Origin of the sequence: Sphingobacterium puteale (assembly GCF_050986225.1) — a bacterium.
GTDB classification, from domain to species: Bacteria; Bacteroidota; Bacteroidia; order Sphingobacteriales; family Sphingobacteriaceae; genus Sphingobacterium; species Sphingobacterium puteale.
The window spans coordinates 4224468-4247247 of sequence record NZ_CP158959.1; the positions used below are offsets into that span (position 1 = coordinate 4224468).

The window sequence follows — 22780 nt, forward strand, 5'->3', positions numbered from 1 at the left end:
TGGGTCGATAATAATCTCATACAACCATTAAAAGTAAAGAAAAAAAGATTTACCTTAATCCAAAAAAGGTAACAGAGAAGAGTGAACTGCAACGACCGATTATTTCTAGTGCAAGATTGCCTCCGAGAAGAACAACTGTAGTTGCTGTGAGCTAAAATATCACTTTAATTACCCAAAGCTTATGGCTATCATAAAAGTTGTCTGCGGAATTATATTCAAAAATGATCTGGTCTTGATCTGCCGAAGAAAACCAGAAAAATCGTTATGCGGTTACTGGGAATTCCCGGGCGGAAAAGTGGAAGCGTCAGAATCTTATGAGGAATCATTGCGACGTGAACTGATCGAAGAATTAAATTTGACAGTAAAAATCAAACGGCACTTTAGAAATGCCATTCACCATAATGAGAAGAATCCGATCCAGCTGATCTCCCTTATCTGCACAACTGAAGACGCTGTGGTAGAATCTACTGATCATGACCTGATCGAATGGGTCAAGGTGGAAGAACTATTGAATAGGAAGCTTGCTCCTGCCGATGTATCCATAGCGCAGCAACTGCTTGATGAATATCGGATTCCGAGTGATCAGACGGCTCCAAACAAGTCCAGGAGCTTAAACTGGAAATATATTGTTAGGCATTGGAGTGGTATCTTGTTGTTAGGTTCGATATTATTTAGCCAGAATACTAAATTTGATTTAATTGGTTCGCTAGATAGTGTACAATCAATAGCCTGGTTGATATTATGCCTATATTTTAGCGCAATATATGCCGTTCCTACCTTGCTATGCTATCTGTCGGCATTCTTTATACTTAACGAGAGTACTATTCAAGTAAAGTGGATTAAATTGACCCTAACTTCGATTTCAATTGCTGGGATTGCGCTCACAGCATCGCTGACGCAGGGCAACGGGCGACTGATGCCGATATTATGTTATTCGACCGCTGCTATAATCTGCGGGCTATTTTTCAGGATTAAAAGCTCGTGATTTGACTCTTTGTATGATCATAACCTTATTGTATAGTTATCCGTGTTGATGCCTTTCAATTTGCAGCAGTGATTTGCCACCTGTGCAGTAAACCCTACAAAATATGTGGGTAGGATATTCATTGATCGCCCCCAAAATTAAGGTAATATATTGGTAGCTCTTTATTAGCAATATGTTTAGACAATTTGTTCGTTGGCTCTGATATATATAGACGTACGGACTGATTGCGAAAAAAAGCGATACTTAACGAATCAATATTTTTATAGCTATTGAAAATTGTCGCCACCTTCTTTTCATCCAAGGTTGCTTTAAAAGCGGATTGGGAACAGCCATTTAGCAAGCGCTCCATGATTCCCTCACCCCTCTTTGAGTGCTACTTTTCACAAACATTTTTTATCTGAAACAGCATGTGCTTTGATGTTGTTATCTCTTAAAGATTTATAAAATGTGGAAAGTTTGACATTCGAAGCTAATCAATAGCACGAATTACAAATACTAAAAAATATTACTATGTCATTATTTTCAAACCATTTGAGCAAAGAACCTGTATTTGACGGCATTGGCTACGAACCTTCATTTTTTTCAAGGAAGGCGATGGTTACGACCAAGACAAATTACAGCAAAAAAAAGTACAGTGATGTCAACAAGGACACCCGAAAGAAGATTCTTGTACTTTGTACAGCGTGGTCAATTTAGAAATTGTAAAAGGCCCGTTCGATCCTTCAAAACCACACCTACCACCAGTCGTTTCGGAAGAAGAACAGCTAAAGTATGAATTAGAATTATTCTATCGACTGAAAGAAGAATTGAAAGATCATATTGAAGAATAGGTTGAAAGAACGGAAAAGAGTCTATCGAATCAATAACTCATAACTATAGTTCGACGGAAATCACAATTAAATACACGGCTATTGCAGCAATGGATTTTCCGAACGGACTGAACAAAGGTGATGAAATAAATTTAAAAGGGAAATCTGTTTTTGAGTTTTCCGAGGAAGGTAAGATAATCAGGCTGACAGACATTTCTTAAAAAGTTGGAATCTCTTTGATAAATGAAATGAGCTGCTATTGAGGAAACACTGGAATTCTATAAAACCAATTGCCGATTATTGGAGCATAACACATCAAAACGAACGGCCTAATAGTGATAGGAATGATAAACTATCTGTACCAGCAAATTGTTCCATAAAAAAAGGAGGAACTATGCCTTGGTATAATGGAGACTATCCACCATCATATAAAAATCAGCCTGTTAAAATACGGGAGAAAGCGACCGAGGTTGCGAATGCGCTATTGGAAGAGGGTACTGAAGAAGGTATTGCAATAGCCACCGGGCTTAAAAGAGCGCGAGAGCATTTCAAGAAGGAAAAAGAAAACGATAAAAAGAAAAAAATCGAATAGAACCGCTTATCGCGGCCAAACCTTTTATACCGAACAGCAGGAAGTTTTCAAATAAGCTCTACTTAATCAGGTAGAAATCCTGGTTTTACTTTTTTGTACGCGCTACAACTTTCTTTTTTTGTGGTTTTGGAGGAGTTTTAATTTTTTTCTGAACCGTTTCCTGCCGTTTTCTCCATGCTAGGATCTGCGGATCTTCATAAACTGGAAGGTCTTTGTCGTTGAGAAGCCCCATTGATTTAGCCAGGCTGAGACTAAGCCGGGCAGATTTACGGTTTGCCTTCTTCCAAGTTTGTTGGTCGTCCTTTATATCTTTTTCATATGCGCCGATGGCCTGCTTAATAACTGCCAACTCTTTTTTATAATCTTTTAGCTTTCGATAAAGGATCATTAAGCGATTGTATGCCCCGGACTGTAATGGGTCTTTGCGTATAACTTGGCTGTAGCTTTTTATGGCATCTTCGGTTTTACCTTCAAGTTCCTGCAATCGTGCCTCCTTTAGCAACTCATTTTTGGATCTCCTACTAGCAGCCATATTTATTTTTTATCTTTCAATATAATCCAGACAGGCGCATGGTCACTGGCTTTTTCCCATCCCCGAACGTGTCGGTCGATCCCTCCTTCCAATAGCAACGGAGCAACGATGGGGCTTAAAAGAACATGATCCAGCCGTAGCCCAGCATTTCGACCATATGCATTCCTTAGATAATCCCAAAAGGTATAAACCTGTTGATCTTTAAAAAGCGTCCGGATTGAATCGATCCACCCTTGGCCGATAAGCTGTTTAAAAGCTTTTCGAGCTTCAATTCTAAAAAGGGCATTTTCTATATATTTTTCCGGCTTGTAGACATCCTGTTCCGTAGGGATAATATTGAAATCACCAATAAGGATAACAGGCACTTCCATTTTTAAAAGAGCTTTTGACCGTTTCATTAATCGCTTTATCCAGGCCAATTTGTACTCGAATTTAGGCCCTGGATAAGGATTACCGTTGGGCAAATAAAGACAGCATATTAACAGTTGGTTGATTATAACCTCCAGGTACCGGCTATGGCTATCCTCTTTATCACCAGGTAACTCCCTTGTCACTTCGGCAATTTCAAATTTAGAAAGGACAGCTACACCGTTCCAGCTTTTCTGGCCATGCCACACAGCGTTATAACCAGCGTCATTAATGGCTTTTAAGGGAAAGCGTTCCTGCGGGGCTTTTAGTTCCTGTAAACAAACGATATCTGGCGTCTCTTCCTTTAACCAGCGAAGCAATACGTTTAGTCTCCCATTAATACCATTGACGTTGTAGGTTGCTATTTTCATTTATCGTTATTCAAAGCGCCATCCTTGCTACGGTCAACCTGTAATAAAAAAAGCAATTTGCTGATGGCAGGTCTATGCCACTGCTCCGGCAGATCACCTTTGATATAAGCCAGGTCTTTACCTAAAATCAGCTGGCAGCCGTCCATAGTAATGCGAGCATATTGGCGGTCCTCCCCCTCCTCACCAACTTCGAAATCAAAATATTTTTCAACTCCTTCGCTATTGGTCACTGGGATTCCTGTAAATGTGGTTCTATCTGTCATATCATTTCTTATTGTTTTTTAGATATTTAGTGATTTCTTTCTGCTATTACCGATCTTCTCAATTGCCGCTTCGACTTCCTGAAGAGATACGCCAAGTTCTTTTGCGATGTAAATCTACTTCATACCATTCGCGTCCTGCAACCTGATTGCGATCTCTTGCGTCCTTTTGATTTTTATTGTCTGACATACAAAACGGTTTTTTGAATAGAACAAGCGCAAACACATACAGTTTGATTGTTTTGAGATATTAACAAAACAGTTAATATTCGACAACTAAAGGCTTGTGGTATATGTTTACCAGAAAAGTCGTGTGATGAAAAATATGCCTGCTCATTTAACCCCGATGCTTTGTACCCCGTTGGATAGTGAGGAGTAAGACGCCGACCCGAAAACAGCAGGAATTTGTCATTGGTGGCTGGGCGGAATCTGATAAAGCGAGATCATTCATAAGCCATTTATTTGGCTCTTATGAAAACGGGAAGTTTATCTGCATCGGACGTAGTGGCGGCGGATTTAAAGATAAGTAAATGCCCGGTATCCTTAGGAAGCTGCAGACCATAGAAATTGATGAGTCACCTTTTGTTAATAAAGTACTCGATACTAAAGGCGCGAAGATGCATAGATTAAAACCTCAACTTGTAGCTAATTTTGAATCTGCAACCTGGACCAAAACCGGAAGGATTCGTAAACCGGCAACATTCCCTGGATTCAGGCTGGACAAAAAACCTAAACAAGTTGTCCGGGAGGTCCCAAAGTCTACTGCTCCTATCTTCTTCTGTTTCTAAATTCCAAACTTTTTCGAGTGCTATACTAAGTTGTCGCAAACTATTGTTAGTCCTATTTTTTCGATTTAATCGATTAATATTTTCGTCGATGTAGTCGTAAAAAAAGCGGACATTATTTTCATTTCGATGCTCTTCAAAAGTTTCTTCGGTTAGTTCCTGAAAGTGTATCGGACAATATATTATACGATGACACTGTTACTTTATTCAGAAATCTGGTAGTTTTTTCGACAATTTATCTATTTTTTACAGCATTTGAATTGTTATTATTCAGAAAAAGAATCAACAAACTCCGAGCTGAATGAATAAAACCACCACTAACAATGGTTTTGCATCAGCCAAACTAATTGAATCACATTCTTTTTAACGAATTTTAGACGATCCTCTACGAATTGTAAATGGTCTACTCTGCAAAAATTAATATTTTTACATTTGAACAATTGCCAATACATCTTAAGTCAAAGTGCTTGTATAGGTGAAAGCTTGTTTCATTTTTAATAACGTTGGCAGAAATGTGAAAATTTAAAATCATGCAATCTTTTATATTAGTTGAAGGTTTCGGCTTCGGTTTCCCCGCCTTCGGCAAGCCTAAACAGAAATTTTATCCAAACACTAAAAAAATGAAAAACAATTCATATTTTATTTTTAGATTATCAATTGCCTACTAATAATTTTCGCAAGTTCATTTTCGTACGGACAGGAAATTCGCAATAACAATCAAACAGAAACAATACAATTGCCTGTAAAAAAAATTGTAAGATATTTTGATAATTTTAACCTTCATTATCTGACTGACTATGAGCTGACGGAAACTAAAATAGATTCTATCACTCACAATAATAATATTACCACACTTTATTTTACCGAAAACAAAAATTACAAATCTGCTATAATCGTAACAAATTTGAATAAATATCAGAAAACAATCAAAGAAAAATCTTTTGAGACCAACTTATTAATGCTATTCAAAGGGGAATTTAGTGCTGAGACACTTAAACATCCAATAAAACCGGTTATTAACGAGTCTTTTTCTAAGGAGGGGACACTTAGATGGAAAATTAATATTGAAACACTAGACGAAAATTCAGCAAAATTGACATTTATATTTGACTCATTTGACAAGAAACATAAACAAAAATTTATCAGCAATTTTTCCAAAGGAATTGATAAAAATTTCAACTATACAGTTCAACAGATATTTGTAACAGAAAATTTTAAACGTGATGTATTAAACTATCTCGCAAAAAGTTCCAAAGCTGATGCTAATGGTGTTCAACCGACCAAAGGCAATTAAAAAAAATCTGCCAACAAGGTATTGCCACAAGCCGGATGAACAAATTTGATTGCGCATTTTTGTCAGTTTATCTGCGAAGGTTATTTAATTGAACTTTTGCACAAAATTGAAGATTTGTGCTTCGATTGTCCGGCATCGTCAAGCCTTGAAACGTTGCCAGCAATATTTCCAAACCAATGACTGGTTACGAACCTTCTATTTTTTCAAGTAAAAGGCTCTCTTATTAATCAATAAGGGAGCCTTTTTTGACTAGAAGCCAACTAGAGTTAAATGACATTAAATTCCAGCTTCTTTATCGGTGAAAATCTGGACTCCCGCTTTCTTTTCAATTAACTGCAGCGGATATAGTTCAGGATTATAGACGCCATTAAGAACTTCATTCAAAGCGTTTTTCTTGGATTTACCAAAGGTAACAATCAGAATATTTTCGGCTTTATTGATAATAGGTTCGGTCAAAGTAATTCTGAACATTGCCTGTGGCTTTAGATAGTAGGCATCAACCCATTTTTCTTTTTCTTGTAAAATCTTTTCACCTGGAAACAGAGAAGCTGTGTGGCCATCATCTCCCATTCCTAAAAGGATGAAATCAAAAATACCGTCAGCTCCCAAAATATTTCTGATTTGAGTTTCGTATTCTTTAGCGTAATTTTCAGGCTCAACTCCCTCTTTATACATGGGGAAAATCTGATTTTTATTGACTGGTACCTTACTCAAAAGTACTTCCCAAGTCATCTTAAAATTACTTTTCTCATCTTCAAGAGGAACCCATCTTTCATCTACCCAAAAAAAATATATTTTGTTCCAAATTATTTTATCTGCGTACTCGGGCGTAGCTAATAAACTAAAAATGGCTTTCGGTGAAGAGCCTCCACTCAAGGCAACCACAAATTTATCATGCTTCTGGATTGCTTTTTTCGAAAGCTCAACAAATGTATCTGCTGCTTTTTTATATAAAGCATCCAGGTTATCAAATATCGTAATATTCATTCTCTTTTAATTAGATTTTAAACCCACTGATGTCCCTGCCGCTCTACCAGTGCATCACTGTCATCAGGTCCCCAGTTTCCCGAAGCATAATTTGGGAAAGATGGGTCTTTGGTTTTTTCCCAGGTTTCCTGAATCGTTTTTATCACATCCCAAGCTTCTTCTACCTGATCGGAGCGCATAAACAGTGTAAGGTCTCCCACGAGTGCTTCCAATAAAAGCGTTTCATAAGCTTCGGGCGTATCGGTCTGACAGGCAAAATTATCGAAAATCATTTCCACAGGTTTGAGCTCTAAAGACAAGCCTGGTTTTTTAGACATAAACTGCAATCTGATGTCCATTTGTGGCTGGATATTAATAACCAATCGGTTGGCCGACAGAAGCGAGGTGCTTTCTGAAAACGTAGAATTTGGAAGTGGCTTAAACTGGATCGTTATATAAGAATGCTTTTCTTTCATCTTCTTCCCGGTACGAACATAAAAAGGAACATCCTCCCATCTTTCATTATCCAGATAAAACTTAATAGCGACAAATGTTTCCGTATTGGAATCATGAGCAATTCCCTCTTCCTGGCGATAACCATTTACTTTTAGCCCATTTACTTTGCCTCGTCCGTACTGTCCTCTTACCGCATAATAATCTACTTTTTCGGGAGAAATCCTACGGATGGATTTTAAAACATCAACTTTACGGTCCCTGATCTCACCCGATTCAAGTGAAGCCGGAGGTTCCATAGCAACCATACAAAGAATTTGCAAAAGATGATTCTGAATCATATCGCGCAAAGCTCCTGTCTGCTCATAAAAACTGGCTCTTGTTTCCACTCCTACTTCTTCAGCGACCGTAATCTGCACCGATTCTATATGTCTGTGATTCCAAAGAGGTTCAAAAATTGAATTTCCGAACCTGAACGCTAAAATATTCTGAACGGTTTCTTTACCTAAATAATGATCGATACGATAAATCTGTTCTTCCTGGAAAGTTTGCGAAAGAAGATTATTTAGCTCAATGGCAGATTCTTTATTGTGACCAAAAGGTTTTTCGATAATAATTCGATCTGTTGCTGGATCAGATGCTATTGACGTATTTTTAAGATGATTTGAAATGACCGATACAAAGTTTGGTGCAATCGACAAATAGAACAGTCTATTTCCTCTCATTCCATACACATTATCAAAATTTTCCAGTTTCTGATATAAATTCTGATAAGAGCTTTCTTCATCAAGCTGATGCTGAAAATAGCTGATGTGGGCCTGAAAACCAGCCCACTCTTCCTTGATTACAGTCTTTCTGGAAAAACTCTCCAGATTTTCTTTAATATAAGCCCTGAATTTTTCATCCGTATTTTCGGCTCTTCCCAAAGCTAAAATATTAAACCCTTTTGGCATTCTGCCATCGATATATAAATTGTAAAAGGCAGGAAAAAGCTTTCTTTTTGCCAAATCCCCTGTTGCACCAAAAATAACGATCGTTGTGGGATGCAGGATTGTGTTGTCACTCATTGTTAGGATTTAGTTATTTGGGTTTTGCCATGACGTATGAAAGACTCCTTCTCTGTCAGTTCTTTGGTAAGTGTGTGCACCAAAATAATCACGTTGCGCCTGAAGCAAGTTTACAGGTAAAGATGCTGTGGTGTAAGCTTCGAAATACCCTAGAGCTGACTGAATTCCTAAGCTTGGAATTCCGTTTGATACAGCAAAAGCAGCTGTTTTTCTTAATGAAGAAATTTTATCTTTTACAATTTCTGAAATTTCCTGATCCAATAAAATATTAGATAAGTTCTCGTATTTTGAATAAGCCAGGTAAAATTTTTCCAATAAAACCGAACGGATGATACATCCACCCCTCCAGATTTTAACAACATCTTTTAACGGAATTTCAAACTGATATTCTTCAGAAGCTTTTACCAATAATGCCAAACCTTGAGCATAACTGATTAAAGTAGATAAATACAACGCATCCCCCACCTCTTTGATGAACAATTCTGTATTTTCAGGAGTTTTTACTTCTTCTTTAGCATATAATTGAGAAGCTTTCACTCGCTCATCTTTGTAAGCGGATAAAATTCTTGATGTTACAGCAATATCGATTGTTGGAATAGACACCCCAATTTCCATAGCCTCCTGGGAGGTCCATTTTCCGGTTCCTTTTGCTCCTGCTTTATCTAAAATCTTGTCGACAAGAAAACCGTCTGTTACATCATCTTTTTGCTGGAAAATATCTCTTGTTATTTCAATAAGGAAAGAATTCATCTCGCCTTCATTCCATCTTTGGAAAACTTCATACAATTGTTTATTGTTAAGATTAGCTCCTTTTCTCAGTAAATCGTATGCTTCACTGATTAATTGCATGATGGCATATTCAATACCGTTGTGAACCATTTTAACATAATTCCCTGCAGCTCCTTTCCCCATATAAGCGGTGCAGGGCTCCCCCTTTACTTTTGCTGAAATAACTTCCAGCATAGGCTTCACCAATTTGAAAACTTCCAAATCTCCACCTGGCATAATACTTGGTCCTCTTCTTGCGCCCTGCTCTCCTCCAGAAACTCCCATTCCCATAAAATGGAGGCTTTTAGAAGCTAAATCAGCTATACGTCTCTCGGTATCTTTGAAATAAGAATTTCCCGCATCAACGACAATATCTTTTGGGCTCAGAAGTGGTGTTATGCTTTCAAGAACAGCATCAACCGGTTTGCCTGCAGGAACCATCAAAATAACTTTTCGCGGACTGTCTAAACTCAACACAAATTCCTCTAGAGAAACAGTTCCAACAACCTTTGTACCTGAAGCCACTCCTTTACGAAGTTCTATTACCTTTTCTTCATCTAAATCGAATCCTACGACAGAGAAACCATTATCGGCAATATTGTAAAGCAGATTTCTTCCCATTACACCCAGGCCAATGACCCCGTAATTATACTTTTCCATTCTTACTTAAAGTTTATGTTATACATCAAATTTACTGAAATGCATGCCAGTAAAAAAATTATCTAAAATTTTCTTTCAATCGTGACATTAGTTATCATCAACTGAAAAATATCATTAATTAATAATACGTTGATAATGACATCATTCTAAACATAAACTAATTCAGGTCCAAATTCTCTAATTTTTAATAGTTACTATTGGCTATATGTAAATACATGCTAAAGGTTTGCATGCATTCTTTAACATGCAGTTTTACCCTTACAATACAAAATTTTGAATAGTATTGACTTGTTATCTGAGATTTATCTGTTTACGAAACTCCAGAGGACTCGTTTTTGTCTTCGTTTTGAAGAGTTTACTGAACGATTGAGAATGTTCAAATCCCAATTCGTAAGCGATTTCACTTATTGATAAGCTTGTGTTAGAGAGTTTTCCCCTGGCTTTTTCTATCAATTTATCGTGTATGTGTTGCTGTGTGCTTTGGCCGGTTACTGTTCGCGGTAAGCTACTTAAGTAGCTTGGCGAGAGATTCAGTTCTTTCGAAACATATCGAACAGATGGCAGACCTTTAATTGCCAAGTCATCGCTATTAAAATACTCTGTCAACAGGTTTTCCAAACGTTCCAAAATTTGATGATTGGCCTTTCCCCTTGTAATGAACTGACGGTTGTAAAATCGTTCCGAATAACCAAGCAAACTTTCAACATGTGAACAAATGATTTGTTTGCTAAACTTATCAACGTTGGAATGATATTCCTGTCGTATGTTTTCAATAATGCCATTAAGTGTATTTTCTTCTTTTTCTGATAACAACAAAGCCTCGTTTACCGAATAATCAAAAAATGCATACTGCTTAATGTTTTTTGCCAATGTTTTTACAATTCGGCCAGGTCTTGTACTTATTAGGTATGAACCGAGATGATAATAATCGAATCCCAAGATTCAGTTAAAATGCAGCTTTCAATAAAGGTTAAAACCTGAATTGAAAATTATTAGCCACGATTTGGCAAATTTCGCTATTTATCGTTTCTCTTTTTGAGTAGTAATGTTTGTCTGTTAATTATTAGTTTCTTATTTCTTTTCTTCTTGTACCAAATTGTAAATATTATGGCTGTTAGAATAGTTATGCCTCTGAAAACATTTGCTGTCTTACCACCTAGTGCAGAATCGTCAACCTGAAATAATTCCCAGCATAAGTTCATGAAGGTATGGGTCAAAATAGGTACCCATAAATTATAGCCCCATTCTACGAATAGCCAGGCAAAAAAGATTGCTCCTGAAAAGGTAATCATAAAAATCCCCAATAGTTCACCTATGTCCTTACTTTGGTATAAATGTCCTAAAGCGAAAATTAAAGCACCCAATATTATAGATGGTATAAAACCTAAGTTGGTCTTTCGAAATAATAGTCCAAATAAAAAGCCCCTAAAGTAAAGCTCTTCCATAAAACCAGCAACAACAGTCCCTGCTATTAAATTTTCAAAATGAATCTCTTTGTTGAATTTGAAATAAAGAAATCCGCCGATAAACATAGGACAAGCAAACAATAAACTTGTTGAGATGCCAATATAAATATTCGATAATAGGCCAAGATTTTTAAGGATACTTCTCCCCCTGTCAATTAAAAAAGTTCCCGCAAAAATCGGAATTCCGATTATAAAATATGTTAGGATATAGCTAATTAATCCCTCTTGGGTAATTTTGTCGAGTCCAACCTTAATAGGCTTGAAGTTAAAAAAAAGAATATAGTAAGTAGTAAAGCTTAAAAAAATGGTAAGAATTATTTTTAGCGGTAGTTTTGATTTCATTTTTTAATAATAACGTTTTTGAAAAATCACCAGGTAACTTCGGCAATTTTAATCCAAAGAGGCTGTATTTAAGCTAGGTCCTAAACTATAATTGCGCTTTACTTTTAAACAATTTACTGAATGATTGCGAATGTTCAAAGCCTAATTCAAACACCGCTTCGCATACGGACAATGCTATTGTAGAAAGTTTCTTTATGGCTGTTTCTATCAGTTGCTCTTGAATGTACTGTGTTAAAGTCCGCTAACATGCTTTGACAGGCTTGCTAAATATTTCGCAGAAATCTCTAGTTCAGTCGCCAAATACTGCACAATATGCTGGCTTTTCGACGATCGGATGGAAAAATTGACAAACAAAATTACACTTCGGAAAGTGCTAAATAAAAGACGTCAACTATTTTTTATGATCTGTCAATAAGATGACGATCCGGTGCACTACCCAACATCCAAAAATTTTAATACAACATCTAATTCTACAAAAGGCACAATTATCTTTGAAAAATTTGATTTTGATTTAGATGCGGCTAATTATGCACACTCCATTGAAATCTCTGCTACAGAAATATCCAGGTTATCGAGGGTGTGCTTCCTGCAACGGTAGCGCAAAAAAATGGACGATACCATTGTATTGCTGAAGCTGACCATATCCCAACTTTATAGTAGATTTGGAATAGGCAGTATTGAATTTTATTAAATTGATTTATAATATGACCAACGAATTATTTGAATTTGAAATTTTTAAAGCTAGCAGAACCAGATTGCTTCAATTAATAGAAACAGTTGACAACAAAATATTATTTAAAATCCCTGAAAACTTTAACAATAATATAGTTTGGCAAATTGGTCACTGTATCATCTCAACAGAGGCATATGTATATGCGTAGTGGGCTACCAATGCATATATCACAGGAATTTATGGAAACGTTCAAAATCGGAACTTCGCCACATACATGGAACAGTATTCCGGACGTTGATGAAATAAAGCATTTACTACTTTATACAGTAAATCAACTTAGTAAAGATCTAGAATCGGGCATATTTGTTAAATACACCGCCTTTAGCTTACCAATTGGCATCACCATAACTAATCACCTCCAAGCACTTCAGGCTGCTAACTTTCACGAAGCCGAGCACTATGGAATAATATTGAGCTATTTAAAACTTCTAAATTAAATCAGGTAAATTATGCCCTATCTCAATGTAATAATGCTTTATTAATCTCAACCACAATACCTCTAGGAGATAACTTGGACAGTCTTTACTCTGGCACTTATAATTGGGTTCCAGATGACGGTTCGGACATAGAATCTTTTTATGAAAAAGGAAAATGTACCAACAGAACCGTCTCAAAAAATGGAGTGATCAACAGTAGTACTTTTTTTAAAATGATGAAATTGAAGAGATCAGAATTCGCAGTCACATCGCTAATGGCAAACTTCATGGAATGTGACCGAAATACTTACAGATGGTAATTTTCCTCCTGTAATTTTAGCCATTTCTTGGGGGACATTATTTATCGAAATTTTGCTTGAATTGGGAATTTTGGCGGCTAAAAGAACAAAATATAAATTATTTATATTAGATGTGATTTTTCATTTTCTAATCTTTTTGATTCATGGATTAGGAAGCTTTTTCTTAGCAATGACGGGAGGTCTTTTGTTTATCTGATAAACATGAATGTTAGCAATGCTCCTGTCTTAAACTATAAAAAATTCAGCGAGAAGCTTATGCACTTTGGGCATAAAGCGCAACAGCAGAAAGGCTGCTTTAACAAAGAGTTTCAATGTCCGTAACTAAGTGTAGCCTATTCTTTAGTCAGATCAAAAATAACGGTACCGATATCCTCTATATCGCCAACATGCTCATTTTTGTTATAATATAAATCAGCAATAAACTTGCGCCCCCTGAAGAGTTCGTTTAAGAAAGCGATGAGAAGAACTTTATTGGTATCTGATCCAAAAACTTTTTTTAAGCCATAATCTGCTGTAATATCGATATATTTCGATTGTTTCACTCACAATGTAACATATTACCGTAATCAAAACAGACTACTTAGCCTATACAGTTATTCTTGGGAAAGCACGCTATTATGTGTGGAATACGGAGACACTTATCTAAATTTGATTTGTAAATAAAAACCTGTAAATTCAATGGAAATTAACCTCTTTCCATTATGCAAAGCAACAATTGGTTCAACCAGTTTAAATACATCCAGCGAAAAAGAGTATTTTTATTAATTACGCTATTAACTATTTTTCATCATACAAGCTCTGCTCAAAAAGATCCGCAGCTCAGGGAAGCACTGTCTATCATGACAAAAGCATCTATTTCCGGAGATATCGAAGGTATTATAAGTCAAACATCGCCCCGCATAATTGAAAGCATGGGGGGGATAGATCAAGCAACAAAACTGACCAAGGAACTCTATTCTTCTCTTATAAAATACGGGGTTAAAATTGATTCCATGATCAATTATGTCGATATGGATGTCTCAAAAATTGACGGGATAGCGTATTGCTTTATTCCTCAAGTATTGGTAATGTCCATGCCTGAAAAAGACAAAATGGCGATCACTTCAGCTAATTTATTAGCGCTAAAAGAAGACGAAACCAAAAAATGGACTTTTTTTAATTTCAATAAAATGGATCAGGAAAAAATTAAATTGTTTCTTCCAGAATTTAATGGCAAGATTTCTCTTCCTCCGGGGCTAGAAAAAAAGACATTGGTCGTGCAGAAAGAGGAAGTAGGTAAGGCTGTCGATCATCTAATGAAACTTATTGATGAATCTGTGAAAAGGCAGAACTAAATTTAACGAATTGATTCAGAATGCTTACCGAGTCATTTATTGAAATTCTTATTAGGGAATTACATTTATAGTATACCAAAATAAACGATCAAATAGGATGAGTTTGAATAAAAAATTATTTAAAGTGCTAAATTCCAAAATACTTCAAGGAATTTTGATAGCCAACATTTTCGCCTTCCTAATCATTGGTATTCAATCTTCATTGGCGCCTAAGGATACTGGTATACTTGTTTTTTCAGAGTTTGTGATTATTCCAATGTTAATGGGTATTATCACGGCTTGGTTTTGGAAAGACACGGGGATAAGGGGAAAACAAATAACCGGATATTCTATCCTGAATGGTCTTATCGCCATTTTAATGAGCTTTTTCTTCTTAGGTGAGGGCTTTATTTGTCTACTGATTGTTTCGCCTCTTATTTCTGGCTTTGTCATCTCTGGTGCCTTTATTGGAAGGGCTATGTTTAAAAAGAGAAATCAAAAATTGAATATAAGCATTGTAAGCTTATTAATGGGGATTTTTATTGTTGACTCCTTGAGCGACCATCATCACGAAAATATGGTTTCTGATGAGCTGTTGATTCAGGCAAGTCCAGAAGAGGTATGGCAACACGTGGTCGCCTTCGATCCAATATCCCAAAAGGAAAACTATTGGCTCTTTAAAATTGGGATGCCGAGCCCCATGGCCACAACGGTAAGTGAGCATAGACTGGGTGCAAACCGAAAATGTATTTTTAGCAATGGATATATTTTCGATGAGAAGATTGTAAAATTTGACATCAATAAAAACCTAATCTTTGATATCGTTGATCAACCCAAAGACCCTGAAATTATGGGACATATAGATATAAAAAGAGGCGAATTTATATTAAAGGACAATGGAAACGGCACCACTACTCTTATTGGGAACAGTTGGTATAACCTTCATGTCTTCCCTACCTGGTACTACGATCTATGGGCAGAAAGTATCACTAGAAATGTCCATTTTAGAGTCATGAAACATATTAAATTACTAAGCGAGAGATAGCCTATGTTTCCTTTTGTGGTAGAAAGAGCCGGTTTTTTAAAGGACATCCCTTTATTCGCCATTATATTTGATAGTCTCATGAGATTTTGGATGTTCTTAACGAAACCTGAATTACTGGATTGGATTGATGATCTGGAAGAAAATGTGACGCAGATGCCCGGAACTACCATTGGGGTACATAAATATGGTGGGATTGAGTTTAATTATATGGGAAAAGAGTTTGCACATGTACATAGTAATGGTTTATTGGACATCTTATTAAATACAGAACTAAAAAATTCGTTAATGACTGAAGGAAAAATTAAAGACCATCATGTATTTAAAAATTCAGGCTGGATAAGCTTTTACCTTAAAAATAAACAGGACGTAGGCTACGCATGTATTCTTTTAAACAAGGCCTACGACCGTGCCAAACAGAAGCAGGATTCTATGCAGCTAGATACTATATAAAAATTATTTATTCTATGCTTTTAACAAAACTTGTTGTTCTTTTTTAAGCATTCTCAATAACACATACCTATCGGACAAACACTCGTAAAATCCAAATAAACAGTGCTGCAAAAGAAGTCCATCACGTCGATGAAGTTATAAAACTCAGCCGAAATCGATTCAAATATCCTTTAAGACCCTCCCAATATCAAGCTATCCTGGAATATCAGAAAAAATATGAACTACAGGATTGGGAGATATCGCCACCTTTAACAACTGATGTCATAAAATTTACAGAAGACTCTTCAATCAAGCTAAATTTGAGACTTCCGGGAAAAGGTTACTATTTGAGGAATTTTCAGATAAGATCGATATTCAAACAAAGAGTAACCTTATATTAACGAAGGTTTTATGCTGCATATTCAGGTATTATCGGCTTCAACACATTACAAACTAATCTATTAAGCGCTGCTTTTTCAATTCTTCCAATATAAGTATGTCCACTGCAGACGTTCTATATCTATCTTCATATTTTATCCACTCAAATGACTCAACTTCATTAGAAGCCTTTAATGTTCCACTGAAATCGGAGAAATAGCATAACATTCGTACTAAAACTCCCGGCTCGTGGCCATCAGCCTGGGCTTCAAAACTTCCAAAGAATTTCACAGTGTTTTCCAATATATGAACATTAAGCTCCTCTAAAATTTCCCTTTTAAGGCATTCTATATCTGATTCGTTGTTTTCTCTTTTTCCACCTGGAAAGTAAAGCTTGTTTTTTGATTGGGAAAGGGTGCTGAGAACACAATTGTTTTTAATATGAATCAAAGCCACCTTATCGATTATTTTATTCATCACGAGTTTTTTTAATATAACACTTAAAAATAAACAAACTCAACCATTTCATTTCGTTTTTGATTGCTTAATTCCGATATCTATCGTAACTGTAGTAGTCACTTCGGAATATGATAATTACCTTAATAGAATTATTTCCAAACATGCACAGTTCAACTCATATCATAATCAACGATTTAGTTGTTAAACAGTTAATTTATTAACACAGATTAGGACCAGTAGCGTAAAAATTGGATAAAATACAAGGTTTACTGAACCGGCAAAATTATATAAAATTGCTAAACCAAAACACAACATACCAAAAGTAAATATGCTCGTTAGCATTGCGTAATTTAGCCAGTTTTTTTTAGAAGACACCTTGAATTCTAATTTAAGCAAACTAATAATCAAAAATAAAGGGACCAACATTTCAAGAAGCCCTAAACCATATATCATCAATGGAGTACCACCGGGCAAATCTGCAACAAAGCTATTTTTAAACATCTTAACATACCGTTCGATTACCATTGGACCACCAAATAATTTGGCCCAGCCAGGAAGGCCCATAGTATAAAATAATATCAGATATAAAGGTAATAACATGAATGATCTGAAAAAAGTATTTGTCTTCGGATTGTAACGCTCAATGAAGAACAGTAAAAGATATAAAAGCATATCGAAAAAAAATAACAGCGCTGCTCCCTGTTGATTTCCTACGATCCGCATTAAAGCTCCATATAGCATTCCTGAAATAATTGCGATTAAAATTCCCCATTTCAATATTACTGGATTGTGAAAATTCTTAAATTCCATTTTCACAAAAGAGCAAAAGAAAATTAATCCACTAGAAAGCAACAAAAGACCAACAAGTCTAAAGGCCAACAAAATATTTTTTGACATATAATCTATTGGTTCTTTAGACACAATATTTTGGTACTTCAAAATTTGGGATTCTTCGGAAGTTAATAATCCGAATGCATGTGTCATCACAAAAGCACATAACGAAAATATCACGATCGAAATTCCCAACGAATTCAGATCAACGTTTATTTTTTTCATTGATTTATTTAAGATAAGTTTTACATCAATCAAAATTAAAAAGGCTCGTTCTTTTAATACTTACACTTATAGGAATAAGTATGGTAAAAATCAGAAATTAAAACTGCCTGGTTTTCCTAAATTCTGACGGTGTAATACCCGTACGGGTTTTGAAGAACTTGACAAAATAAGAAGCTTCCTTAAAACCCAATAAAAATGAAATCTCATTGATTGTCTTCGATTCAAATGTAAGCAGACGTTTTATTTCTAAGCATAATCTTTCATTCAGCCATAGTTTTGGGGAAATGCCTTCGATAACTGAGAATGCCGTTTGAAGTGTACGTGAACTAACATTAAGTTTTTCCGCATAATTATCTACACTCCAATGTTCATACAAAAATTCGTTTGCTAACGATTTGAATTCAGATACAAGAACCTGTTGTCTATTTGGAATTACCTGAATTTTACGTGGTTGATAAACTAATTCGGCAACAAGGATCATATTATATAGATAATTATGTAGAATTTGAGCTTGATTAGGATGTGTGGGCCTTTTTAATTCAGCAATGATTAAATTATACAGTGTTTCTAATTCTTGATAACGTTCGCCCACTTCAAAATAAGCAAGTTGTAAGGGATCATTAAATAGTGGTGAATGGTGTAAAAAAGCACGTTCATCTTCTGTTCTGCAAAAAAACTCTTCTGTAAATACGACTGTATTGCCATCATAAGTTTCCTTTTCATCAAAATTGTGGACCTGTCCTTTGCTGATGAAAAGAATATTTTTAGGTTTAACTGACAACGGATGAAAATCTACACAATGTTTGCCATTTCCTTCCGTAAAGAGAAAAATCATATAGAAATCTGTCCGATGAGGAAGGAATAATTGATGGGGTTTTCTACTTAATCTCTCTTTAATGGTAGTGGCATTAATTTTTTGAATTGGGTTAAAAGTGTGTAGGAAGGGATATCGTATAAGCTCGTCCATAGAGGGTCTTCATAATTATATGATAAATATAATAATTGTCTGACAGCATTGTATAGTGGAGTTGCTAACTTAGTCGGCATATCAAGTAAAGAACAATAAGCGGAAGAGTTTAGATCTGGTAGTTTTCCGGAAAATGGTAATCTAAATCAGACCAGAGAACGGGAGCGAGACTGTCTACTTCGATAAAAGACAGCTGTATGGGAGTCCAAGAATGGCTGCTGAACTGTTGGATGACGGGGTTAAGATTTCCAGAGTTGGAGTATCAATAATGGGATGAAAACTGAAGAAATGTCCTTGGCAGCCTGAAAAATGGCAATCAAAAACCGTAAACTTTCTGCCGGCCAGATTTTTCATTCAGATCGGGGAACACATTATTCCTTTGACAATTTTAGTAACACGTTAGATTCCTATAAAATCGTAAAAAATGCTGCAATTTGGCAGCAGATAATGTCAGAAAAAAATGATGGATTCGAGTGGGGCGGCACAGGCTGGATCATAGAATCTATAACTGGCAATGTATTATCTTCCACTCTAGGGGCAGAAAATTTAATTTTTAATTTTATTTTGGGAGGGCTTAGTTTTAAATCAGCATCAAGTGATATCCCATCAGACACAAAAGATGGCAGCTTACCCTTTTATTTTCTTGAGTACGAAAATAATAAGATTCAACAATAGAGAAAACATGGTAAAAGTAAGGAAGTAGCCCTTTAAGGTCGTGATGGATGAACAAAAATAAATAGTTTTTGAACCGATGATAGGATAAGTTAGTAATATCTTTATAACCGCAACATCTTCAAGACAATCAAAAATTCCGACCAGGAGCGGTAAAAAAGTCGTTAAGAATAAAATCTGGGATTTAGTCTTATTTTTTTCAAGCAGCCTTACAATGAAAATTGTAAATGTGATGACATAAAATATGATAAAAGGCAAATCTCCGAAAAGCTCAAGATAAAGGTAAGTAGATCGTCCTGACTTACCCAACTGTTCCATGAGACTATTAACATCATTTAACCCGTATCCGCTAAATTTCGTGTCCAACAACTCTCCCCCGCCTATTTGTTGTTGCAGATTTGGAATGATAAAAAAAGTCATGACACTGAAGATGGATAATAACGGAATTAAATATATCCAGATATTAGTGGTTAGACAAAAGTTTACAATTTTTTGTTTCATATTTTTATTTATTAAAATTATTAATGACAAGGGATAAATTACCATAGATTTAGTAATTTTGACAAAGATAAAAAGGGCTTAAAACCTAAAAAATAGTAAAAAATGACCATTTTTTCAACAACTGATGATCAGGTTTCAGATATCCTTTTTGACCAAACGTTTAAAGGCGAACTTGATCCTAAAATGTCACTGGAAAAATACAGGCATGTTGCATTTATATTTTCAGTCCTGCAAAACTCCACGGCAGTTCTTACCGATTTAAAATCAAAAGAAAAATATGTGTATCACGGAGGATTGTCCTTATACTTTGGTGTTGCTGAAGAAAAATCAAGTTCTATTCGAAGTTCAGTTGGAACCGACAGTATTCTACCGCTTATCCATCCTGAAGATCTTAAAACAAGACACCTTATGGAGCTAAAGTTATTCCATTTTCTAAAGGATAAAAGCTCAAAAGACAGACTGGATTTCCATATAATTATCGGTATTAGAGTTTTAAATAAAAACCAACAGTATATTCCGATTGAACTGAAAATATTCTTCGCATCCTCTACTGATAGCATCCAACTCATTTTATATCAGTACAGTTTTAGCAGCGGTATAAACCGTGCTTCTGAGCCTGTAATCATTAATTCAAGTAACGGTCAAATTCTTTCTGATCATAATTTCAATACAAAAAAAATCCTTACCAAAAGAGAGATAGAAATTTTAAAAGAAATTGCAGCCGGCAGGGCCAGCAAAGAAATTTCTCAAAAACTCTTTATTAGTAAGAACACAGTTGATCGTCACAGACAGAACATTATGGAGAAACTTCGAGCAAAAAGTGCGCTTGAAGCATGTCATATTGCAAATATGATGCGGATTATTTAGAATTTCAACTTTACAAATTAAATTTCATCCTCGTTAGTACATTCAATACCTGAGCCAAATAGAAAAGTTAATTTGAGCCGAATAGAAAACCAACTATTTAAAAATCCGACTAAATTTGCTTTATAATTTTAAGGAAATGGCAACAACCGAACAGGCTCAAGTATTCTTCTACTGTACTGAACAAAATAATTCGCCAATCGAATCTTTTATGGTAGAACATAAGATATGGCATATCCAAAAAGGATTTATATTATTTTATGAAAATGGTAAAACCTACCGGGCAGATGCGGGCCAAACGATCCTACTCCGAAGAAACCAATTGGTAAAAGCTTCATTGATGGACAGTGAAAATGGGGGAAAGTTTGAGATGGTTAAAATTTTGCTTACACGCGATTTTTTAACCAGTCTTTTACTGGAAGATCCAAATGCAGCTGCTACAAATTCTGACACTTCCAAAGAATATAAGGAACGATTTCTTATCGCTAAAAATGATCTTATGTCAGGTTTTTTTGAATCGCTAAAGCCATATATTAATTCGGGACAGAATATTCCAGGTCAATTAAGTACCAACAAGACAAAGGAGATTTTTTTGTTGCTGGAAATACTGTGGCCCGGTATCAAAAAAAGTCTTTTTGATTTTACTGAACCAGTAAAACTCGAATTGGGTGAGTTTATGAGCAAGAACTATATTTACAATATCACTTTAGAACGCTTTGCTTACCTTTCCGGTCGGAGTCTGGCCACATTCAAAAGAGACTTTAAGAAGATCTTTAATCTGCCCCCGCACAAGTGGCTAATGAAAGAACGCCTTGAAGAAGCCAGACGTCTTATTTTTGACGAAAAGCAACCACCCTCTTCCATTTACTTACAAGTTGGCTTTACAAATCTTTCCCATTTTTCAACCGTATTTAAAAAATACTATGGTTTCAATGCCTCTTCTGAAAAGATTCCTATGTGAAATCAATAATCACATTTACTTTATAAATAACTAAACAAATTACAATGAGAAAAGTACTTATTACGGGTGCCAATAAGGGCCTGGGCTTTGAACTTGCCAAATATTTTCTTCAGAAAGGATATTTTGTTTACCTCGGCTGCCGGAATTTTGAAATGGGTAAAATCGCAATTAATAATTTAAAAAACTACGGTTTAGAGAACTGCATGCTGTTAGAAATCAATATTTCTGACGAAGAATCTGTAAAGAAAGCCGCAAATGAATTCGGGAAGTTCAGTGAGGTTCTGGATATTCTGATTAACAATGCCGGAATTCTTGGCAAAAGACAAAGTAAGGACAATCCTCTAAAGCTTTCCGATGTGCGAGAAGTTTTTGAAACAAATTTTTTCGGGACAATAGCAGTAACTGAAGCATTCCTACCCTATCTAAAAAAATCTTCCCTCTCTGTGATTGAAAATATTACCAGTGATCTCTCGTCTTTAACAAAACACCAAGACCCGGCATGGCTTCTTTATAACGCTAAATCTATAAGTTATGGTCCTTCTAAAACAGCTTTAAACGCCTATACGGTCGCCTTAGCATATGAATATAAAGACCTTGGATTTAAAATAAATTGTGTTACTCCGGGATGGACTTCGACAGACTTTAATGGTAACAGTGGAGGAAAATCTGCTGCAGAAAATTGTATAAACCTTGCTAAATATGCAATGCTTGACAAGAATGGACCTACTGGAAAGTTTTTTGGAGAAGAGGGGGAATTACCGTGGTAAATTACTTTTTCCACGCTATAAACACTATTAATAATTACTGTTTAGTCATAATCGGTATAAAAGCTTAACCAGGTAATTGTAGAGGTGATTAAATCAGACAATAAAAAAAGTAGTAAAAACAATATTTAACAAAACAGCTTA

Annotated in this window: 27 protein-coding genes; 14 read left to right on the forward strand and 13 right to left on the reverse strand. The window is 35.6% G+C overall.

From position 1 onward, the window contains the following. Positions 1–181: 181 nt before the first annotated feature. From ABTV71_RS17955 to ABTV71_RS17965, 3 genes are all read left to right on the forward strand, one after another. The gene (locus tag ABTV71_RS17955; protein WP_433900556.1) at positions 182–985 is read left to right on the forward strand and encodes a (deoxy)nucleoside triphosphate pyrophosphohydrolase; all 804 of its coding nucleotides are present in this window, start codon (positions 182–184) and stop codon (positions 983–985) included. 510 nt (positions 986–1495) lie between these two features. After that, entirely contained in the window at positions 1496–1681 is a 186-nt protein-coding gene (locus ABTV71_RS17960) for a hypothetical protein (protein ID WP_433900557.1), read from the forward strand. Between the two features lie 507 nt (positions 1682–2188). Continuing rightward, positions 2189–2386, forward strand: coding sequence for a hypothetical protein (locus ABTV71_RS17965; RefSeq protein WP_433900558.1), 198 nt, complete (start codon positions 2189–2191; stop codon positions 2384–2386). An 85-nt stretch (positions 2387–2471) separates the two neighbouring features. Here ABTV71_RS17965 and ABTV71_RS17970 read toward each other — a convergent pair whose 3' ends face one another. From ABTV71_RS17970 to ABTV71_RS17985, 4 genes are read right to left on the reverse strand one after another with little or no spacing between them, the layout of a single operon-like run. Further along, positions 2472–2870, reverse strand: coding sequence for a hypothetical protein (locus ABTV71_RS17970; protein WP_433900559.1), 399 nt, complete (start codon positions 2868–2870; stop codon positions 2472–2474). Positions 2871–2920: 50 nt separating this feature from the next. Further along, the gene (gene xth / locus ABTV71_RS17975) at positions 2921–3697 is read right to left on the reverse strand and encodes an exodeoxyribonuclease III (protein ID WP_433900560.1); all 777 of its coding nucleotides are present in this window, start codon (positions 3695–3697) and stop codon (positions 2921–2923) included. Further along, the gene (locus tag ABTV71_RS17980; protein WP_121127438.1) at positions 3694–3960 is read right to left on the reverse strand and encodes a hypothetical protein; all 267 of its coding nucleotides are present in this window, start codon (positions 3958–3960) and stop codon (positions 3694–3696) included. The genes xth and ABTV71_RS17980 overlap by 4 nt, the downstream gene beginning before the upstream one ends. An 18-nt stretch (positions 3961–3978) precedes the next feature. Next, positions 3979–4074 (reverse strand): DUF3606 domain-containing protein, encoded by a 96-nt coding sequence (locus ABTV71_RS17985; RefSeq protein ID WP_121127452.1) that lies wholly within the window; start codon positions 4072–4074, stop codon positions 3979–3981. 413 nt (positions 4075–4487) lie between these two features. On the opposite strand from ABTV71_RS17985, the gene ABTV71_RS17990 reads away from it, so the two are divergent. Continuing rightward, positions 4488–4745, forward strand: a complete 258-nt coding sequence (locus ABTV71_RS17990) for a hypothetical protein (RefSeq protein WP_433900561.1) — start codon at positions 4488–4490, stop codon at positions 4743–4745. A 733-nt stretch (positions 4746–5478) separates the two neighbouring features. Continuing rightward, a complete protein-coding gene (locus ABTV71_RS17995) occupies positions 5479–6036 on the forward strand; it encodes a hypothetical protein (RefSeq protein ID WP_433900562.1) in 558 nt (185 codons plus the stop codon). 276 nt (positions 6037–6312) lie between these two features. Here ABTV71_RS17995 and pgl read toward each other — a convergent pair whose 3' ends face one another. The 5 genes from pgl to ABTV71_RS18020 all read right to left on the reverse strand — a co-directional run bounded on the left by pgl (position 6313) and on the right by ABTV71_RS18020 (position 11758). Next, positions 6313–7023 carry a 6-phosphogluconolactonase gene (gene pgl, locus ABTV71_RS18000; RefSeq protein WP_433900563.1) on the reverse strand — a complete coding sequence of 237 codons (711 nt, stop codon included), beginning with the start codon at positions 7021–7023 and terminating at the stop codon, positions 6313–6315. A 17-nt stretch (positions 7024–7040) separates the two neighbouring features. After that, a complete protein-coding gene (zwf, locus tag ABTV71_RS18005) occupies positions 7041–8522 on the reverse strand; it encodes a glucose-6-phosphate dehydrogenase (protein ID WP_121127441.1) in 1482 nt (493 codons plus the stop codon). 9 nt (positions 8523–8531) lie between these two features. Beyond that, on the reverse strand, positions 8532–9950 hold the full coding sequence (gene gndA / locus ABTV71_RS18010; RefSeq protein WP_433900564.1) for an NADP-dependent phosphogluconate dehydrogenase: 1419 nt from the start codon (positions 9948–9950) through the stop codon (positions 8532–8534). A gap of 291 nt (positions 9951–10241) precedes the next feature. Then, the gene (locus tag ABTV71_RS18015) at positions 10242–10820 is read right to left on the reverse strand and encodes a helix-turn-helix domain-containing protein (RefSeq protein ID WP_433900565.1); all 579 of its coding nucleotides are present in this window, start codon (positions 10818–10820) and stop codon (positions 10242–10244) included. Between the two features lie 146 nt (positions 10821–10966). Beyond that, positions 10967–11758, reverse strand: coding sequence for a CPBP family intramembrane glutamic endopeptidase (locus tag ABTV71_RS18020; protein WP_121127444.1), 792 nt, complete (start codon positions 11756–11758; stop codon positions 10967–10969). A gap of 704 nt (positions 11759–12462) precedes the next feature. On the opposite strand from ABTV71_RS18020, the gene ABTV71_RS18025 reads away from it, so the two are divergent. Further along, the gene (locus ABTV71_RS18025; protein ID WP_433900566.1) at positions 12463–12639 is read left to right on the forward strand and encodes a DinB family protein; all 177 of its coding nucleotides are present in this window, start codon (positions 12463–12465) and stop codon (positions 12637–12639) included. A gap of 562 nt (positions 12640–13201) precedes the next feature. Then, a complete protein-coding gene (locus tag ABTV71_RS18030) occupies positions 13202–13423 on the forward strand; it encodes a hypothetical protein (protein ID WP_121127446.1) in 222 nt (73 codons plus the stop codon). Between the two features lie 136 nt (positions 13424–13559). Here the strand turns inward: ABTV71_RS18030 and ABTV71_RS18035 are convergent, their stop codons facing one another. After that, complete coding sequence (locus ABTV71_RS18035) at positions 13560–13769, reverse strand: PD-(D/E)XK nuclease family transposase (RefSeq protein ID WP_433900567.1); 210 nt, start codon at positions 13767–13769, stop codon at positions 13560–13562. 159 nt (positions 13770–13928) lie between these two features. On the opposite strand from ABTV71_RS18035, the gene ABTV71_RS18040 reads away from it, so the two are divergent. The 3 genes from ABTV71_RS18040 (at position 13929) to ABTV71_RS18050 (ending at position 16035) form a co-directional block, all read left to right on the forward strand. Continuing rightward, on the forward strand, positions 13929–14561 hold the full coding sequence (locus ABTV71_RS18040; RefSeq protein ID WP_121127448.1) for a hypothetical protein: 633 nt from the start codon (positions 13929–13931) through the stop codon (positions 14559–14561). A gap of 97 nt (positions 14562–14658) precedes the next feature. Beyond that, positions 14659–15585 carry a hypothetical protein gene (locus tag ABTV71_RS18045; protein WP_121127449.1) on the forward strand — a complete coding sequence of 309 codons (927 nt, stop codon included), beginning with the start codon at positions 14659–14661 and terminating at the stop codon, positions 15583–15585. Between the two features lie 78 nt (positions 15586–15663). Beyond that, positions 15664–16035, forward strand: coding sequence for a luciferase family protein (locus tag ABTV71_RS18050; protein WP_245971506.1), 372 nt, complete (start codon positions 15664–15666; stop codon positions 16033–16035). A gap of 432 nt (positions 16036–16467) precedes the next feature. Here ABTV71_RS18050 and ABTV71_RS18055 read toward each other — a convergent pair whose 3' ends face one another. From ABTV71_RS18055 to ABTV71_RS18065, 3 genes are all read right to left on the reverse strand, one after another. Then, positions 16468–16869 carry an NUDIX hydrolase gene (locus ABTV71_RS18055; protein ID WP_433900568.1) on the reverse strand — a complete coding sequence of 134 codons (402 nt, stop codon included), beginning with the start codon at positions 16867–16869 and terminating at the stop codon, positions 16468–16470. 183 nt (positions 16870–17052) lie between these two features. Further along, entirely contained in the window at positions 17053–17907 is an 855-nt protein-coding gene (locus ABTV71_RS18060) for a hypothetical protein (RefSeq protein WP_433900569.1), read from the reverse strand. Positions 17908–18004: 97 nt separating this feature from the next. After that, the gene (locus tag ABTV71_RS18065) at positions 18005–18874 is read right to left on the reverse strand and encodes a helix-turn-helix domain-containing protein (protein ID WP_433900570.1); all 870 of its coding nucleotides are present in this window, start codon (positions 18872–18874) and stop codon (positions 18005–18007) included. 309 nt (positions 18875–19183) lie between these two features. On the opposite strand from ABTV71_RS18065, the gene ABTV71_RS18070 reads away from it, so the two are divergent. The 4 genes from ABTV71_RS18070 to ABTV71_RS18085 all read left to right on the forward strand — a co-directional run bounded on the left by ABTV71_RS18070 (position 19184) and on the right by ABTV71_RS18085 (position 22639). Next, the gene (locus ABTV71_RS18070; protein WP_433900571.1) at positions 19184–19549 is read left to right on the forward strand and encodes a hypothetical protein; all 366 of its coding nucleotides are present in this window, start codon (positions 19184–19186) and stop codon (positions 19547–19549) included. A gap of 600 nt (positions 19550–20149) precedes the next feature. Next, entirely contained in the window at positions 20150–20914 is a 765-nt protein-coding gene (locus ABTV71_RS18075; protein WP_433900572.1) for a response regulator transcription factor, read from the forward strand. Between the two features lie 136 nt (positions 20915–21050). Further along, on the forward strand, positions 21051–21872 hold the full coding sequence (locus ABTV71_RS18080) for a helix-turn-helix domain-containing protein (RefSeq protein WP_433900573.1): 822 nt from the start codon (positions 21051–21053) through the stop codon (positions 21870–21872). Between the two features lie 44 nt (positions 21873–21916). Then, positions 21917–22639 carry an SDR family NAD(P)-dependent oxidoreductase gene (locus ABTV71_RS18085; protein ID WP_433900574.1) on the forward strand — a complete coding sequence of 241 codons (723 nt, stop codon included), beginning with the start codon at positions 21917–21919 and terminating at the stop codon, positions 22637–22639. The last annotated feature ends 141 nt before the right edge of the window (positions 22640–22780 follow it).